Origin of the sequence: Parvibaculum sp. (assembly GCF_030651915.1) — a bacterium.
Taxonomy (GTDB): Bacteria; Pseudomonadota; Alphaproteobacteria; order Parvibaculales; family Parvibaculaceae; genus Parvibaculum.
Genome location: NZ_JAUSBV010000005.1, coordinates 356,250 through 371,250, shown reverse-complemented (window position 1 = coordinate 371,250; position 15,001 = coordinate 356,250). Strand labels below are relative to the sequence as shown.

At 65.7% G+C, this 15,001-nt stretch carries 11 protein-coding genes; 9 read left to right on the top strand and 2 right to left on the bottom strand.

Annotated features, from left to right (window positions below):
- Window positions 1–183 precede the first annotated feature (183 nt).
- The 9 genes from Q7V31_RS06050 to Q7V31_RS06010 all read left to right on the top strand — a co-directional run bounded on the left by Q7V31_RS06050 (window position 184) and on the right by Q7V31_RS06010 (window position 10,057).
- Entirely contained in the window at window positions 184–1,782 is a 1,599-nt protein-coding gene (locus Q7V31_RS06050; RefSeq protein WP_304733102.1) for an NAD(P)/FAD-dependent oxidoreductase, read from the top strand.
- Between the two features lie 4 nt (window positions 1,783–1,786).
- Window positions 1,787–3,325, top strand: a complete 1,539-nt coding sequence (locus Q7V31_RS06045; RefSeq protein WP_304733100.1) for an NAD(P)/FAD-dependent oxidoreductase — start codon at window positions 1,787–1,789, stop codon at window positions 3,323–3,325.
- Window positions 3,322–4,623, top strand: a complete 1,302-nt coding sequence (locus Q7V31_RS06040; protein WP_304733098.1) for an aminomethyltransferase family protein — start codon at window positions 3,322–3,324, stop codon at window positions 4,621–4,623. Before Q7V31_RS06045 ends, Q7V31_RS06040 begins: the two co-directional genes overlap by 4 nt.
- A gap of 197 nt (window positions 4,624–4,820) precedes the next feature.
- Window positions 4,821–5,552, top strand: a complete 732-nt coding sequence (locus Q7V31_RS06035; protein WP_304733096.1) for an EF-hand domain-containing protein — start codon at window positions 4,821–4,823, stop codon at window positions 5,550–5,552.
- 63 nt (window positions 5,553–5,615) lie between these two features.
- Window positions 5,616–6,230, top strand: a complete 615-nt coding sequence (locus Q7V31_RS06030; RefSeq protein WP_304733094.1) for an RNA polymerase sigma factor — start codon at window positions 5,616–5,618, stop codon at window positions 6,228–6,230.
- Window positions 6,231–6,256: 26 nt separating this feature from the next.
- Window positions 6,257–6,754, top strand: coding sequence for a hypothetical protein (locus tag Q7V31_RS06025; protein WP_304733092.1), 498 nt, complete (start codon window positions 6,257–6,259; stop codon window positions 6,752–6,754).
- Window positions 6,751–7,272 carry a Spy/CpxP family protein refolding chaperone gene (locus Q7V31_RS06020; RefSeq protein WP_304733090.1) on the top strand — a complete coding sequence of 174 codons (522 nt, stop codon included), beginning with the start codon at window positions 6,751–6,753 and terminating at the stop codon, window positions 7,270–7,272. Before Q7V31_RS06025 ends, Q7V31_RS06020 begins: the two co-directional genes overlap by 4 nt.
- Window positions 7,273–7,318: 46 nt before the next feature.
- The gene (locus Q7V31_RS06015; protein ID WP_304733089.1) at window positions 7,319–8,659 is read left to right on the top strand and encodes an FAD-binding oxidoreductase; all 1,341 of its coding nucleotides are present in this window, start codon (window positions 7,319–7,321) and stop codon (window positions 8,657–8,659) included.
- 12 nt (window positions 8,660–8,671) lie between these two features.
- Window positions 8,672–10,057 carry a glutamine synthetase family protein gene (locus Q7V31_RS06010; protein WP_304733087.1) on the top strand — a complete coding sequence of 462 codons (1,386 nt, stop codon included), beginning with the start codon at window positions 8,672–8,674 and terminating at the stop codon, window positions 10,055–10,057.
- A 207-nt stretch (window positions 10,058–10,264) separates the two neighbouring features.
- Here Q7V31_RS06010 and Q7V31_RS06005 read toward each other — a convergent pair whose 3' ends face one another.
- Window positions 10,265–12,091 carry a PAS domain-containing sensor histidine kinase gene (locus Q7V31_RS06005; RefSeq protein ID WP_304733085.1) on the bottom strand — a complete coding sequence of 609 codons (1,827 nt, stop codon included), beginning with the start codon at window positions 12,089–12,091 and terminating at the stop codon, window positions 10,265–10,267.
- Window positions 12,092–12,355: 264 nt separating this feature from the next.
- A complete protein-coding gene (gene pepN, locus Q7V31_RS06000; RefSeq protein ID WP_304733083.1) occupies window positions 12,356–14,995 on the bottom strand; it encodes an aminopeptidase N in 2,640 nt (879 codons plus the stop codon).
- Window positions 14,996–15,001 lie beyond the last annotated feature (6 nt).

Here is a 15,001-nt window from a genome sequence, read left to right as displayed (position 1 = left end):
AACGGCGCGTTAACCATGCTTTGTGTTTGCGCGCTGAAGGCAAGGAAATCCCGGACATGCATGGTAAATCGCACGGCGATGCAGCGGATCGCCGGGAAGCATTCGTCTCGGGAGCGTGTCAATCCGGCACGTTTCGGGTAGGTAGAACCTGAGGCGAACGGAGCGTGTGTGGAGTAATGACGCATGGAGCGTCACGATGCGATCGTCATAGGCGCGGGCCTTAACGGTCTGACCGCCGCGGCCACTCTGGCCCGCGCCGGTCTCGGCGTTCTTGTGCTCGATCGCAATGCGGCGCCGGGCGGCTTGTCGGCATCGCATGAGATCGCACCGGGTTTCCGTCTGCCGCGCTATCTGCTCGGCGCCGGCGGTCTGCCGGCGCGTCTTGTCGCCGATCTCGATCTGGCGCGCCATGGCCTGCGCTTTGTTCGCGCCGAAGGCGGCGTCACGCTTTTTCCCGATGGCCGCCACCACGCCGGCTATCGCGACGGCGCCGTTCATCGCCGCGAGATCGCGCGCTTCTCGCGCCGCGATGCCGATGCCTGGACACGCTATCGCCGCGACATGTTGCGCGCCGCCCGCCTGCTGAGGCCGCGCCTCGAAACGGCGGCCGAACTCCCGGTGACCCGCGGTTTCAAGGCATTGAAGGCACGGCTTGGTCTGGCCGATGGGCTGGCCGCGATGGAGGCCGGCCGGCTGCGCGATACGCTCGATTTGTGGACGCTGTCGGCCGCCGAATTTCTCGACACCTATTTTGAATCCGACATTGTGAAAGTGCATCTGGCCGCCGCCGCGATGATGGGTGGCACCCTGGGTCCGCTCTCGCCCGGCAGCGCCGGCCGGCTGCTGACGCCATGGCTCGCGACCGGCGGCGATGCCGCTGGCGGCGCGCCCGACATTCTGCTCCCCCATGGCGGTTCGGCGGCGCTGACAGCGACACTCGTTGCCGTCATCGAAGCGCATGGCGGCCGCCTGCGCATGGAAGCCGAAGTCACCGACGTGGCGATGAAGGATCGCAAGGCGCGTGGCGTGATATTGGCCAATGGCGAGGAAATCGCCGCCGGTGCCGTTCTCTCCGGTCTCGATCTGAAGCGCAGCTTCCTCAGCCTCTTTCAATGGAAGGATTTGCCGCAAGGTCTGGTGGGCCGCGTCGGCCGTTTCCGGATGAAGGGCGCGACGGCCAAGATCAACCTCGCACTCGACGGCACCCCCGAATTTCCGGCATTGCCGGAAGGCTGCCCGGCGCTCGCGGGCGGTTTGCGTCTGGCGGGTTCGATGGACGGCATGCAGCGTGCCTTCGACGACTGGCGCGCGCATATGCCGCCGCGCGATCCGCTGATCGAAGTCCTTATTCCCTCCTTGTCCGATGCGACCATCGCGCCGGCCGGCTGCCATGTGCTCTCGGCACTGGTGCAATATGTGCCGCAAACATTGCACGACGGCGCCTGGACCGCGGAGCGGCGCGATGCGCTGGGCGATCTCGTGGTCGCGCGGCTTGAGGCGGCAAGCCCCGGCCTCGCCGGTCGCATTGTGGCGCGGGACGTTGTTCTCGCCGCCGATCTCGAAAACGAGATCGGTCTGACCGCCGGTGACATTGCCCATGGCGAGGCGACGCTCGACCAGATGTTCGTCAACCGCCCCTTGCCCGGAACCGGCGGCTACGACACCCCGGTCCGGAATTTCTACGTCTGCTCGCCGAGCGCCCATCCGGGCCCCTTGATGCCCGGTCAGGCCGGTGCCAACGCCGCCGCGCGCGTTCTGGCGCTTCACCGGAAGCGAGGCTAGTCGCATGGCATGGGGCGGACGCAAATTCGATGCGATCGTGATCGGCGGGGATCATAACGGTCTTGCCGCCGCCGCCTGTCTGGGGCGGGCAAGCCTGCGTGTGCTTCTGCTGGAGGCCGGCGACAGGCTGGGCGGCGCGGCCGTCACCGCCGAAATCCTGCCGGAATACGAAGCGTCGACCATGGCGCACCTGGTCGAGGCCTTGCCGCGTCGCATCGAGCGGCACCTGAAACTGTCGAAGCACGGGCTACGACATGCGGCGCGCGACCTGCCGACGGTTGCGCTCGACCGTGACGGCGGGCATCTCGTCCTGCCGCGCAACCGCAAGGACGTCGCGGCGCTGGCCGGCACCCGCCCGGCGGACGCCGCCGCCTGGCGTGTCTTCGACGCCCGCATGAAGGCGCATGTCGCCCTGATCGCGCCGCTGCTGTTCGACGACACGGCATCGATCCAGCCGGCCCTGCGGCGGCTGGTCTGGCGCGCCGAATGGCGCGCGGCCGGAACGCTGGCCGATCTGCTGCATCTGTTGCCTCAGAGCATCGGCGATTTGCTGGACGCCGAATTCGAATATCCGCTGCTGAAGGGCGCGCTCGCGCTCGATGCGGTTCTGGGCAGTGTCGACGGGCCTTATGCACCGGGAACCATGCTGCGTTATCTTCACCGCTTGGCCTTGCGCGGCCTCGGTCGGGGTTATTCGATTCCCGCCGGCGGTCTGGGCGCGGTCACCGATGCACTGGCCGCCGCCGTCGCCGCGCAACGCGGCGAAATCCGCACCGGCGCGCGCGTCTCGCGCCTGCTGGTCGAAGGCGGCGCCATTGCTGGCGTTGAAACCGCCGACGGCACCGCGATCATCGCGCCGCTGGTCGTGTCGAGCCTCGGCCGGCGCGCCACCATGCTCGATCTTCTGGGTGCCGCGCATATCGAGACCGCGCAAGTGCGCCGTCTGCCCGCGACCGCACCCGCCGGCAGCGTCGCGAAGGTCAATCTGGCGCTCGACGGTCTTCCGGACTTTCGGGGTCTGTCGTCGGTCCTGTGCGGCGCGCGCTTGCTGATCGCACCCTCGCTCGACGATGTCGATCGTGCGGCGACACTCTGCGCGCAACGCGACATCGCTGCCGAACCGGTAATGGAAATCACCATCCCGAGCATCGCCGATCCGGCGCTGGCGCCGGCCGGACATCATGTGATGTCGGTGCTGCTGCCCTTTATGCCGCACGACATCGAGGGCGGCTGGCCGGCGCGCAGCGAGGCGGTGCTGCAATCCGTCATCCGGACGATCGCGCAATATGCGCCTGATTTCGCCGACCGCGTGATCGCCGGCGATCTTCTGACGCCGCCCGACATCGAAGCCAAATCCGGCATTCCGGGCGGCGGTCTCGGCCCGGCGGAGCGGCCCTGCCTCCATGCCGGCGCGGCGCGGCAGGCCACACCGGTACCCGGCCTCTGGCTCTGCGGTCCCGGCAGCCATCCGGGCGACGGCGCCACCGGTCTGGCCGGCTGCAGCGCCGCCGCGGCGATCGTTGCGGAAAGGAGGGCCCGATGACACCGGACACCTTGCCGCCGCCATTGGGCGAACAGGACGCCGAAAGTCCGCTCCGGCCGGAAATCGATCCGCAGGACGAACGGGCCGCCGTCGATCCGTCGCTGTTCGAACCGCCGGCCGGTGCGCCGCCCTTTGAGCGCACGGTGCTGACGACATCGCTGCATGCCGCCGTCGCCGCCGAGAGCCGGGTCAATCGCTGGACGCGCTGGAACGGCTTCACGGTCGCAGCATGGCTGACCGATCTGGGTGACGAATATCGGGCGTTGCGCGGCGCGGCGACGCTCGCCGACATTTCGCCGCTGATCAAATACCGGATCGCCGGGCGCGATGCGCTGGCCTTTCTCGACCGGCTGGTCACCGGCGAAGTGGCGCCGCTCGCCGTCGACCGCGCCATGCATGTGCTCTTTTGCGAGGAACAGGGGCTGGTGCTGGGCGATGGCCTGCTGTTCCGGCTCGGCGACGAGGAATATCGTCTCGTTACGGAGGAAACGCATCTGGCATGGTTGATGGACAGCGCCATCGGTTTCCGTGTCCGCGTTGAGGATGTCGGCGATACGCTGGCGGCGATGAGCCTGCAAGGCCCGCTGGCGGCCTTCCATCTTTCCAGGGCCGGTCTTGCCGGTATCGAACGCCTGCAGCCGATGGCCGGCTGCTGGGCGGCGCTGGCCGGCATACCGGTCTATGTCAGTCGCACCGGCATGAGCGGCGATCTCGGCTATGAAATCTGGGTCGATCCGGAGGAAGCGCTGTATGTCTGGCGTCATCTGATGCAGGCAGGCGCGGGCTTCGGCCTGTACCCGTCAGGCGTCGGGTTGCGCGAGTTGGCGCGGCTCGAGGCCGGCCTGCCGCGTGCCGGGCGGGACTATCTCGGTGCCTTCGCCGCCATCGACCCCGTCCATGCGCGCACGCCCTTCGAACTCGGCGCCGAACGGCAGGTCGCGCTCGTCAAACCGCATTTCAATGGCCGCGCCGCGCTCGTCCGCCTTGCCGCCGCCGCGCCGCCGCGCCGTCTGGCCCGCCTGGTGGTCGACGGGCTGGAGCCGGCGCGTTTCGTCTCGGTTCTGGCGGACGGCCGTCCGGTCGGCATTGTCACGACCACGGGCTTCTCGCCGGCGCTGGGCTGCAACCTGGCGCTGGCAACGCTCGACACCGGCGCGCTGACGGCCCGCCTGACGGTCGATGCCGAAATCCGCGACGAACTGGCGGTCCGCCGTGTCGTGCTGCCGGCCCGTCTGGTGGACGAGCCGTTCTGGGCGCCCGCCCGCCGCCATGCGGTGCCGGCCCCGCTGACCGCCTGAAAATCCCGCTTCTGCGACCGACGGAATGCGCCACCCCGCCCGTTAATGGAAGAACGAGCGGCCGGCAGGCTTTCCCGCCTTGTCGTCCCCCCGAACGGCGCAGCCCGCTCGGCCGCTCGGGTTCCCGGCGTCCTCATGCGGCGCCGGGAACCCGGAAAACCCAGGGGTACAAACCTGGACAGAACAAGGAATACGAGATGCGCAAGTTGAAATATGGACTTCTCGCCGGCGCCGCCGCCATTGCCATGGCCGTCGCCCTGCCGATGACCGCTTCCGCCTGGGGCGGCAAGGACCATCACGGTGGCAAGATGTTCGAGATGCTGGACGCCGACAAGGACGGTGCCGTCACCGCCGCCGAGTTCCGCACAGCCGCCGAGGCGCGCTTTGCGAAGATGGATGCCGATAGCGACGGCCACCTCACGAAAGAGGAAATGACTGCCGCGCACGAAGCAATGCGTGCAAAGTGGCAGTCCCACCGCGCCGGCACGGCCGAAGAGCGCTTCGCGGCCGCCGACGCCGACGGCGACGGCAAGCTGACGCTTCAGGAAATGAAGGATGCCATGGCAAAGCGCATGGCCGACCGCAAGAAGGACGGCGCGGAAAAGCACGGCGAACGCCATGCCGAACGTCTGGAAAGCCGTTTCAAGGCGATGGACGCCGATGGTGACGGCGCCGTGACGCTCGCCGAAATGCAGGCGGCGGCCAAGGATCGGCCGATGCACGGCGAACGAGCCGGCGGCAAGCACGACGGCAAGGATCGCGGCGACCGCTTCGCCCGTCTCGACACCGATAGCGATGGCCGGATTTCGAAAGCCGAATTCCTGGCCGCGAGCGACAAGATGTTCGCCCGCATGGACAAGAACAGCGACGGCAAGATCGAGCGCGACGAGATTCGCGGCGGTCATGGCATGAAGTCCAAATCCGAGTAAGCTTGGAACCGGACTGGGAGTGGCGAGGGATGCCGGTGAAAACCGGCATCCTTTCACGCCTGTTTGGCGGGCAATGCCGCCGGACGATCGAGGGGAATGTGCCGGTTGGATGCGCCATCGGACGATGATCTGGTAGCTGCCGTCGCCAGAGGCGACGAGCAGGCTTGCCGTCTGCTGATGGAGCGGCACTTGCCGCGCATGGTCGCGCTGGCCCGTCGCATGCTGGGCAATCGGGCCGATGCCGAGGATGTGGCGCAGGAAGTCTTTCTGCGCGTCTGGACCCATGCCGAACGCTGGCAGCCGGGCAGGGCGCAATTCGGCACCTGGCTCCACCGCGTGGCCACCAATCTCTGTCTCGACCGCCTGCGCAAGCGCCGGCCCGAAAACATCGACGATATCCCTGAGCCCGTGAGCGGCGATCCGCGTCCGGACGAAAATCTGGAGCGCCGCGAACTGGCCGAACGGGTGGAAGCGGCCCTGCAGGCGCTCCCCGAACGTCAGCGCCTGGCGATCGTGCTTTCGCACTTTCAGGGTCTTTCGAACATCGAGGCGGCCGAAATTCTCGAAGTCAGCGTCGAGGCGGTGGAATCGCTACTGGGCCGCGCCCGGCGTCAGCTTCGTGAAACGCTGGCGACGGAAAGGGACGAGGTCCTGCGTATAAACAGAACGGGCGCCTGAGGCGCTTTGGGGTACACGGAACCGGAATGATGAAGAACGAAATCTCGATCGGGCGTCTGCAGGAGATCGTCGACGCCTGGGGCGCATCGCCGTCCCGCTGGCCGGAGGCTGAGCGATCCGCCGCCGAGGCGCTGGTCGCAGCCTCTGCCGAGGCGCGCCGGCTGGTCGACGAGGCCTTGCGTCTCGATCTGCTGCTCGATGCCGCGCCGGTTGAAGCGCCGTCGGACGCGCTGATGGCGCGATTGATGGCCGCCCGGCCGCGCCCCGTCGCCGCGCCGCAACGCGCGCCCGAAACCCGCAACCGCTGGCGTGGCCTGCTTGAAGCCGTCTGGCCCTATGGCTCGCCCGCCATTCCGGCCGGAACGCTGGCGGCCTCCATCATGCTGGGCATACTGGTCGGCAGCGCCGGCGATTTCTCGCCGCTTGCCGAAACGACGATCATGGCGTCGGAAGCAACGGCGGATGATCAGATAATCGCCTTGGCAATGGCCGACATCGATTGGCCCGAGGAGTGGATGCAATGAGCGAAAGCCCTGAAACGCCCGCCGCGAAAAGCCACCGCCCTTGGCTTGGCCCGGCATTGCTGGCCTCCGTGGCGCTGAACCTTTTTCTGCTCGCGCTGATTGCGGTGCCTTTCGTCATCGGCCCGCCCGACGGCGCAGGGCGCGGCCACCATCTGGGAATGCCGGGCATGTATCACAGCCTCAAGGAACTGCCGCGCGAAGACCGCCAGGCGATCCGCGATACGATGCGCGGTCACTTCCCGGCAATCCGTCCACATCTGCGCGACATGGGCGCGGCGCGTGCGGTGCTTGCCGAGGCGCTGGCCGCCGATCCCTATGACGAAACGGCGGCCCGCGCCGCCTTCGACGGCATGGACGCGGCGATGCGCGAGATGACGGCCATCGGCCGCGACGCTATGCTGGCCGGGTTTGCGAAACTGACGCCGGAACAGCGTCAGCGCGTGGCGCAGGCGATGCGCGACGAGGGCAGCCGCTACAAGATGCGTCTTCGCGACCGTCGCGAAGAAGCGGCGGATTGAGAAAAACCGGCTGGCCGTTCCGGCTTCCGGAACGGGCAGGGCGGAAATGAGCTGGTATCATCCGGGCATGTACGATCCGGCGCGTGACGTCGGTTGTTTCTGGGACGACGAAGCGCCGCCGCTTGGCGCCGGCATCGATCTCGGGCCCGTCGGCGACGACACCTGCGATGTCGCCATTATCGGCGGCGGCTATACCGGTCTTTCCTGCGCGCTGCATCTGGCGCGCGATTTCGACATTGATGTCCGCCTGCTCGAAGCCGGTCCGCTTGGCTGGGGCGCCTCGGGCCGCAATGGCGGCTTCTGCACCTATCCGCCGTCGGGTCTCGGCCCCGGCGAACTGATCGCCCGCTACGGCGAGGCCGAGACGAAGCGCTTCATTGCCTCGCAGGTCGAAGCCGTCGATCTGGTGCGCAATCTGGCGCGCGATGAAAATATCGACCTGCAACCGCAAGGCGACGGCACGCTGCATGTCGCGCATCACCCGGCGATGTTCGCTGCGCTCGAACATGAACGCGATTTGCTGAACGGCATGTTCGGCATTCCGGCCCGCCTGATGTCGCGCGCGGAGATCGCCGAAGCCGAGTATGATTCAACCGAACAATTCGGCGCGCTGCTGAACCCGGTCGGCTTCGGCCTGCAGCCGCTGCGTTTCGCCCGCGGCCTCGCCGCCGCCGCCGCCCGTGCCGGCGCGAAACTGCATGGGTCTTCGCCCGTTACCCATCGCGAAAAAGTGGATGGCTGGCATCTTCTGGCGACGCCGTCGGGCACGCTGCGCGCCCGCCGCATCGTCATCGCCACCAACGGCTTCACCCGCGACGATGTTCACCCTGGTCTGGCGCGCTCCCTGATGCCGGTCATGTCCAACATCGTCGTCACCCGGCCGCTGACCGAAGCCGAGCTGGCGGCGCAGAACTGGCGTACCGAACGCCCTTGCGCCAACACGCGCCGCCTTCTCTTTTACTACCGCATGCTCCCCGGCAACCGCTTCCTCTTCGGCGCCCGCGGCGATCTGACCGGCAGGCCCGAAGACGGCGCAAAGATGCGCCGCTTCATGGAGCGCCGCCTCGGCGAGGTCTTTCCGGGCTGGCGCCACGTCGAAACCACGCATAACTGGCGTGGCTTCGTCTGCATGACGCGCCGGCTGACCCCGTCGATCGGCCGCATGGACGATGACGGGAGCATCTGGTTTGCGCTGGCTTATCATGGCGACGGCGTTTCGGCGGCCCCCTGGAGCGGCCGCCTTCTGGCGCAACTCATTGGCGGCAAAGCGGAATTGTCCGATATTCCGGCGCCGATGCGGGGCGCGCCGCCGCCCATTCCCGTGCCGGCGCTGCGGCGCTGGTATCTTCGGGGTGCTCTCGGCTACTATCGCCTCCAGGATAAATAAGCTTGGAAAATCATGAGTGACCGGCAAAACCCCGCTCCCTTGGGGCGGGCGACCTTGGGCGAATTCAACACCTTCCTCGCGGAATATGGCGAGATCGACTATCTCGACGCCATTTTCGTCGACATGTGCGGTACCGTGCGCGGCAAGCGCTTCCCCTCCGAAGAGGCGGACAAGGTCTTCACCGATGGCGTCCAGATGCCGCAATCGCTTTATTTCTTCGATGTGACGGGCGTCAACGAAGACGTGCTCGGCATGGGCTTCTCGGACGGCGATCCGGACGCCCAGTCGCATCCCGTCGCCGGCTCGATCGTGCCGGTGCCCTGGGCCTCGATGAAGCAGGCCCAGGTGTTGATGACCATGGTCGATGAGGACGGCGCGCCGCTGCTGCTCGAGCCGCGCAACGTGCTCGCCAATGTCGTCAAGAAGCTCGACGAAATCGGCCTGCGCGCCATCGCGGCCTGCGAATTCGAATTCTACATTCTCGACAAGGATCTCGATCGCAAGGGCCGCCCGCAGGCGCCGATCAATCCGGCCACCGGCTACCGCGAAACCGCCAACGAGGTTTACGGCATCACCGAACTCGACGGTTTCATGGGCCTGCTGAAAGACATCGACGAAGCCGCCGCCGCGCAGGGCGTACCGGCCTCCGGTGCCACTGCCGAATTTGCGCCCGGTCAGTACGAGATCAACCTCAAGCATGAGGACGACGTTCTGCGCGCCGGCGATCACGCCATCATGCTGCGGCATCTGGTCGGCGCCATCGCGCGCCGCCACAACTTCACCTCGAGCTTCATGGCCAAGCCCTTTGTCGATCAGACCGGCAACGGTCTGCATGTGCATTGCTCGGTCGTTGACAGGCAGGGCAAGAACATATTCGACGACGGCACCGAAGACGGCTCGCCGATGCTGCGCCATGCGATCGGCGGCTTGCAGGACACGCTGGGCGATGCCATGGCCTTCTTCGCGCCGAACCTCAATTCCTATCGGCGTTTCGGCCCCAATCTCTTCGTGCCGGTCAACCGCACCTGGGGCTACAACAACCGCTCGGTCGCTTTCCGCGTGCCCAACGGTTCGCCGGAATCGCGCCGCGTCGAACACCGTGTCTCCGGCGCCGACGCCAACCCCTATCTGGTGCTGGCCGCGATCCTCGCCGGCATCCACCACGGCATCGTCAACAAGATCGAACCCGGCGAACCGGCCGAGGGCAATGCCTGCGAGATCATGGATGAGGGCATCCCCTTCTTCCTGCCAAGCGCCCTGAAGCGCCTGCGCAATTCGCAGGTGATGCGCAACTATCTCGGCGACCGCTATGTCGATGTCTATGCCGAAACCAAGATGCTCGAATACGACAAATTCCAGCGCGCCATCTCGCCGCTGGAATACGATTGGTATCTGTAGGCGACGGTCGCGGTCGTCCCGCCCGCGCCGGCATGCGCCCGCAACCGGGGATAACGCGGCCTGTCGGCCGGGGATAAGTGCACTTATCCCCCGGGGATAAGTCGATTTGTGACAGTTTTACGACAGATTTGTGACAGAGGGGGTGTTTTTGACCCTTTTTCGCTGTCGAAAAGGCCCCGGCGGACCCTTTATTGATCTGTAAGCGGATTAAATCTGCGCCAGCGGCAGCGTGAAGCTGACCTTGGTGCCGACGCCTTCGGTGCTCTCGATCGTCAGCGTCCCGCCATGCATTTCGACCAGCGAACGCGACAGGGCAAGCCCCAGTCCCGTGCCCTTGTGCGATTTGGCGTGATGGCTCTCGACCTGCTCGAAGGGGCGGCCGATCTTCGGCAAGGCGCTGGCCGGAATGCCGATGCCGGTATCCTCCACCGTCACGGTCGCCATGCCGTCGGCGGCGCTGGCGCGCAGATAGATCGAACCGCCGGCCGGCGTGAACTTGATCGCATTGGACAGCAGATTCAACAGCACCTGCTTGACGGCGCGCTTGTCGGCCTCGACCGGCGGCAGGTCGTCCCTGAGCGTGTCGATGATCTTGACGCTGGCGACTTCCGCCCGGCCCGACACCAGCCGCAGCGATTCCGTCGCCACTTCGTCGAGCGGCAGGCGTTGCGTTTCAAGCGTCATGCGGCCGGCCTCGATCTTCGACATATCCAGAATGTCGTTGATGAGTTCCAGCAGATGCCCGCCGCTCGCGCGAATGTCGGTGGCGTATTCCTTGTACTTCGGCGAGCCGAGTTCGCCGAAAAGACCCGTCTCCATGATCTCCGAAAAACCGATAATGGCGTTGAGCGGCGTCCTGAGCTCGTGGCTCATATTGGCGAGGAATTCCGACTTCGACCGGTTGGCCGTTTCGGCCCGCGTCTTCTCGGCCGCATATTTCTCGGCAAGATCGATCAGCTGTCGCGCCTGTTCCTGCAGCTTGCGCCGTGAGGCCTCGAGGTCGCGCACGGTTTTTTCGAGCGCCAGCTGGTTGTCGGTCAGAGCCGCTTCCTGGCCTTTGATCGCCGTGATGTCGGTGCCGACGTTCACATGCCCGCCATTCTTGGTGCGCCGCTCGCTCATCTGCAGCCAGCGCCCGGTCGGCAGGCGGATTTCGCTGACGCTGTCGGCGGCCGCACCGGCGCTCGGCCAGGCATCGGCAAGGCCGGCCCGCGCCATCACCTCGGCGCGCGAAGCGCCGGCGCGCAGGTTCGCATCGTCGAGATTGAGGAATTCGGCAAACTTGCTGTTGGCCGTCACCAGCCTGTTATTGGCGTCCCACAACACGAAAGCCTCGCCGACGCTTTCGATCGCGTCGCGCAGCCGTTCATTCGCTTCCGAAACGCGCGCTTCGGCGATTTTCTGATCGGTGATATCGACCGTGATGCCGACGAGACGCTCGCTGCCCGTGCGCCCGCCGCCCCAGACCTGCCCCTTGGCATGCATCCACACCCAGCCGCCTTCGGCATGGCGCAGACGGAACGTCGTGTCGTAGGAGCGCGAGGGGCGCGCCGCCGCATCCATGATGTCGTCGATGGCGTCGATATCGTCGGGATGCGTCAGCGCCTTGACCTCGTTCGGCGTCAGGCGCTTCGACGGCTGCTTCAGACCCACCATGTCGAACATCGCCGATGACCAGTAGATGCGATTGGTGGTCAGATCCCAGTCCCAGATGCCGCAGCGCGCGCCGGCAAAGGCCATGTCGAAGCGATGCTGGTTTTCGACCAGCGCCGCATCCGCCTCGATCTTGCTCTCGCGCAGCCGCACCAGCATGTAGGCGAGCGCCATGTAGCCGCCCGACAGCAGCGCCGAGAAGATCAATGCGCGCGACGGACCGTCCTGGAAATAGAGCGCCCCATTGAGCCCGGCCAGCGCCACGCCCGAAATGCCGAGCGCGATGCGCGGCAGCAGCCCGGCCGGCAGCACGCGGCGGCGCGGCGGTGCCGCGTCTTCCCATTTCAGGGCTTCGGATCGTGTGGTGGTCGCGTCGGACATGCGTCGCTTCGCCCCGATGAAACGTCTGGAGGCCGAACTCAACTTAGCATCGGCAGAGCTTTTCTTCCCGTCCGAATCAAACGGCTTGAGACGATGATTCGGCTTGCGAGTCTGGATGTCCATAGGCGGCGTTTACTTTTTGTTAACCGATGCAAATAGGACTCACCCGACTCATGGGCAAATGAGGTTAATGCCGGGTTAAATGCCAACCGGATCGGTGTGCCGCTTCGGGCCGCTATCGCTGAGGCCGCCGCGATTTACGCTTCAGGCGAGCGTCTTGTTGGCGATTTCATAGACGTCGCGCGACAGTCTTTCGCCGGCCGCGATCCGTTTCAGTTGCTTGGCCATCAGGTTGCGTCGCTTCGGCTCGAATTGCCGCCAGCTCTTGAAGGCGCCGAGCAGTCGCGCCGCCACTTGCGGGTTGAGCGCGTCGAGTTCCAGAACCTTGTCGGCGACGAAGGCATAGCCGGCGCCGTTCGCGCTGTGGAAGCGAAGCTGGTTCATGGTCGCAAAGCTGGTGATCAATGCCCGCACCTTGTTGGGATTGCGCATGGTGAAAACGGGATGCGTGGTCAGCCACTTCACCTCGTCCAGCGTATCGGGTAGCGCCGACATCGCTTGGATCGACAGCCATTTGTCCATCACGAGATGATCGTCCTTCCACCGCGCCCGGAAAGCTTCGAGCGCCGCCACGCGTTCCGGACAATCGATATTGGCCAGCACCGAGAGCGCCGCGATCTGGTCGGTCATGTTGTCGGCTTCGGCAAATTGCACCGCCGCGAGATCGATGCCGTCACGGCCGGGCGCGGCCGCGAGATAGCCAAGACAGGCATTGCGCAGCGCCCGCCTTCCGGCATGGGCGGCGTCGGGGCTGTAGGGTCCTTCGATCTTCAACGCCTGATATGCGCCGACAAGCACGTCCTTGAGCTGCGTTGCAATCGAGGTGCGCAAGCCCTCCCGCGCCGCATGGATCGCATCGACATCGACATCCTTGCCGATCGCCTGCGCCAGCGTTTGTTCGCTCGGCAGCATGATCATTTGCGCCACGAAGTCGGGATCGGTCTTCTTTGAGGCCAGCAATTGCCGGATCGTCTCGGCGAATGCAGTGCCCTTGCGCGCGCCGCCGCCGGTCTTCCGCGCCTCGACGGTCGCCGTCATCAGGCCCATCGCATAGCGTTGCGCGGCTTCCCAGCGATTGAAGCTGTCGCTGTCATGCGCCATCAGGAACACAAGATCGCGTTCCTTGAGATTGGCGTTGAGTTTGACGGGCGCGGTGAAACCGCGCAGCAGCGACGGCACCGGCCGTTCGGCGATGTTGCGGAAGCGCCAGGTCGCCTCGCGTTCCGTCAGGCTCAGCACGCGCGTCTTCGCGCCGGGTTTGTCCTCGCCCTCAAGCTGTAGCTTGATGTCCTTGCCGTCCGGACCGACAAGACCGACGGCGATCGGAATATGATAAGGCGCCTTGTGCGGCTGTCCCGGCGTCGGCGCGCAGATCTGGCTGAGCTTCAGCGTATAGATCTGCCGCGCCGCATCGTAGCGTCCGGACGCCAGAACTTCCGGTGTGCCGGCCTGATTGTACCAGCGTTTGAATTGCGTCAGGTCGAGCCCGGCGCCATCGGCCAGCGCGTCGAGAAAGTTTTCGACCGTCGCCGCTTCGCCGTCATGCCGCTCGAAATAGAGATCCATGCCCTTGCGAAACCGCTTCGGTCCCGCCAGCGTATGGATCATCCGGCACAGCTCGGCGCCCTTTTCGTAAACGGTCGCCGTATAGAAATTGTTGATCTCGATATAGCTGTCGGGGCGCACCGGATGCGCCAGCGGCCCGCCATCCTCGGTAAATTGATGCGCGCGCAACAGCCGCACATCCGAAATCCGTTTGACGGGGCGCGAACGCATATCGCTGGTGAATTCCTGATCGCGGAAAACCGTCAGGCCTTCTTTCAGGCAGAGCTGGAACCAGTCGCGACAGGTGATGCGGTTGCCGGTCCAGTTGTGGAAATATTCATGCGCGATGATCGCCTCGATGGCGGCGTAGTCGGCATCGGTCGCCGTGTCGGGCCGCGCCAGAATATATTTGTCGTTGAAGACATTGAGCCCCTTGTTCTCCATCGCCCCCATGTTGAAGGCGCTGACCGCCACGATCATGAAAATGTCGAGGTCGTATTCGCGCCCGAAGGCGTCCTCGTCCCACTTCATCGATCGCTTGAGGGCTTCCATCGCATAGGCGCAGCGATCTTCATTGCCGCGCTCGACGAAAATCCGCAGCGTCACTTTCCGGCCCGACATGGTGACGAACGTGTCTTCGACATGAGCGAGATCGCCCGCCACCAGCGCGAAGAGATAGGTCGGCTTCGGATGGGGATCGTGCCATTCGGCAAAATGCCGCCCGTCGGCGAGCTTGCCTTGCGCCACCGGATTGCCGTTCGACAGCAGCACGGGCAGGGCCTTCCGGTCGGCGACGATCCGCGTCGTGAACACCGCCATCGCGTCCGGCCGGTCGAGCGAATAGGCGATGCGGCGAAAGCCTTCGGCCTCGCATTGCGTGCAATAGATGCCACCCGAAAGATAGAGCCCGGTCAGCGCCGTATTCTCTTCCGGCGCGCAGGATGTCAGCGTCTCCAGCGTGAACGGCCCCGCCGGCACGTCGAGGATCGTCAGATGTTCGTCATCGACCTGATAGGCATTGGGCCCGAGCTTGACGCCGTCGATCTTGACTTCATGCAGCGTCAGCTTTTCACCGTCGAGCACCAGCGGCCCGGTGCCGGAATTCCGCTGCATCCGCAGCGCCGACCGCACCCGTGTGTCGGCCGGATCGAGTTCGATCTCGAGTCGGACGGTGTCGACCTTGAAGGCCGGCGGCGTATAGTCGTTCAGTCGGATCGGGCGGGGGTCTTCGGTTCGCATGGGGGC

Coding starts and splice junctions, on each gene's coding strand:
- Q7V31_RS06050 (WP_304733102.1), top strand. CDS start 184: ATGGAGCGTCACGATGCGATCGTCATAGGCGCGGGCCTTAACGGTCTG.
- Q7V31_RS06040 (WP_304733098.1), top strand. CDS start 3,322: ATGACACCGGACACCTTGCCGCCGCCATTGGGCGAACAGGACGCCGAA.
- Q7V31_RS06035 (WP_304733096.1), top strand. CDS start 4,821: ATGCGCAAGTTGAAATATGGACTTCTCGCCGGCGCCGCCGCCATTGCC.
- Q7V31_RS06005 (WP_304733085.1), bottom strand. CDS start 12,091: ATGTCCGACGCGACCACCACACGATCCGAAGCCCTGAAATGGGAAGAC.
- Q7V31_RS06020 (WP_304733090.1), top strand. CDS start 6,751: ATGAGCGAAAGCCCTGAAACGCCCGCCGCGAAAAGCCACCGCCCTTGG.
- Q7V31_RS06025 (WP_304733092.1), top strand. CDS start 6,257: ATGATGAAGAACGAAATCTCGATCGGGCGTCTGCAGGAGATCGTCGAC.
- Q7V31_RS06045 (WP_304733100.1), top strand. CDS start 1,787: ATGGCATGGGGCGGACGCAAATTCGATGCGATCGTGATCGGCGGGGAT.
- Q7V31_RS06015 (WP_304733089.1), top strand. CDS start 7,319: ATGAGCTGGTATCATCCGGGCATGTACGATCCGGCGCGTGACGTCGGT.
- Q7V31_RS06010 (WP_304733087.1), top strand. CDS start 8,672: ATGAGTGACCGGCAAAACCCCGCTCCCTTGGGGCGGGCGACCTTGGGC.
- pepN (WP_304733083.1), bottom strand. CDS start 14,995: ATGCGAACCGAAGACCCCCGCCCGATCCGACTGAACGACTATACGCCG.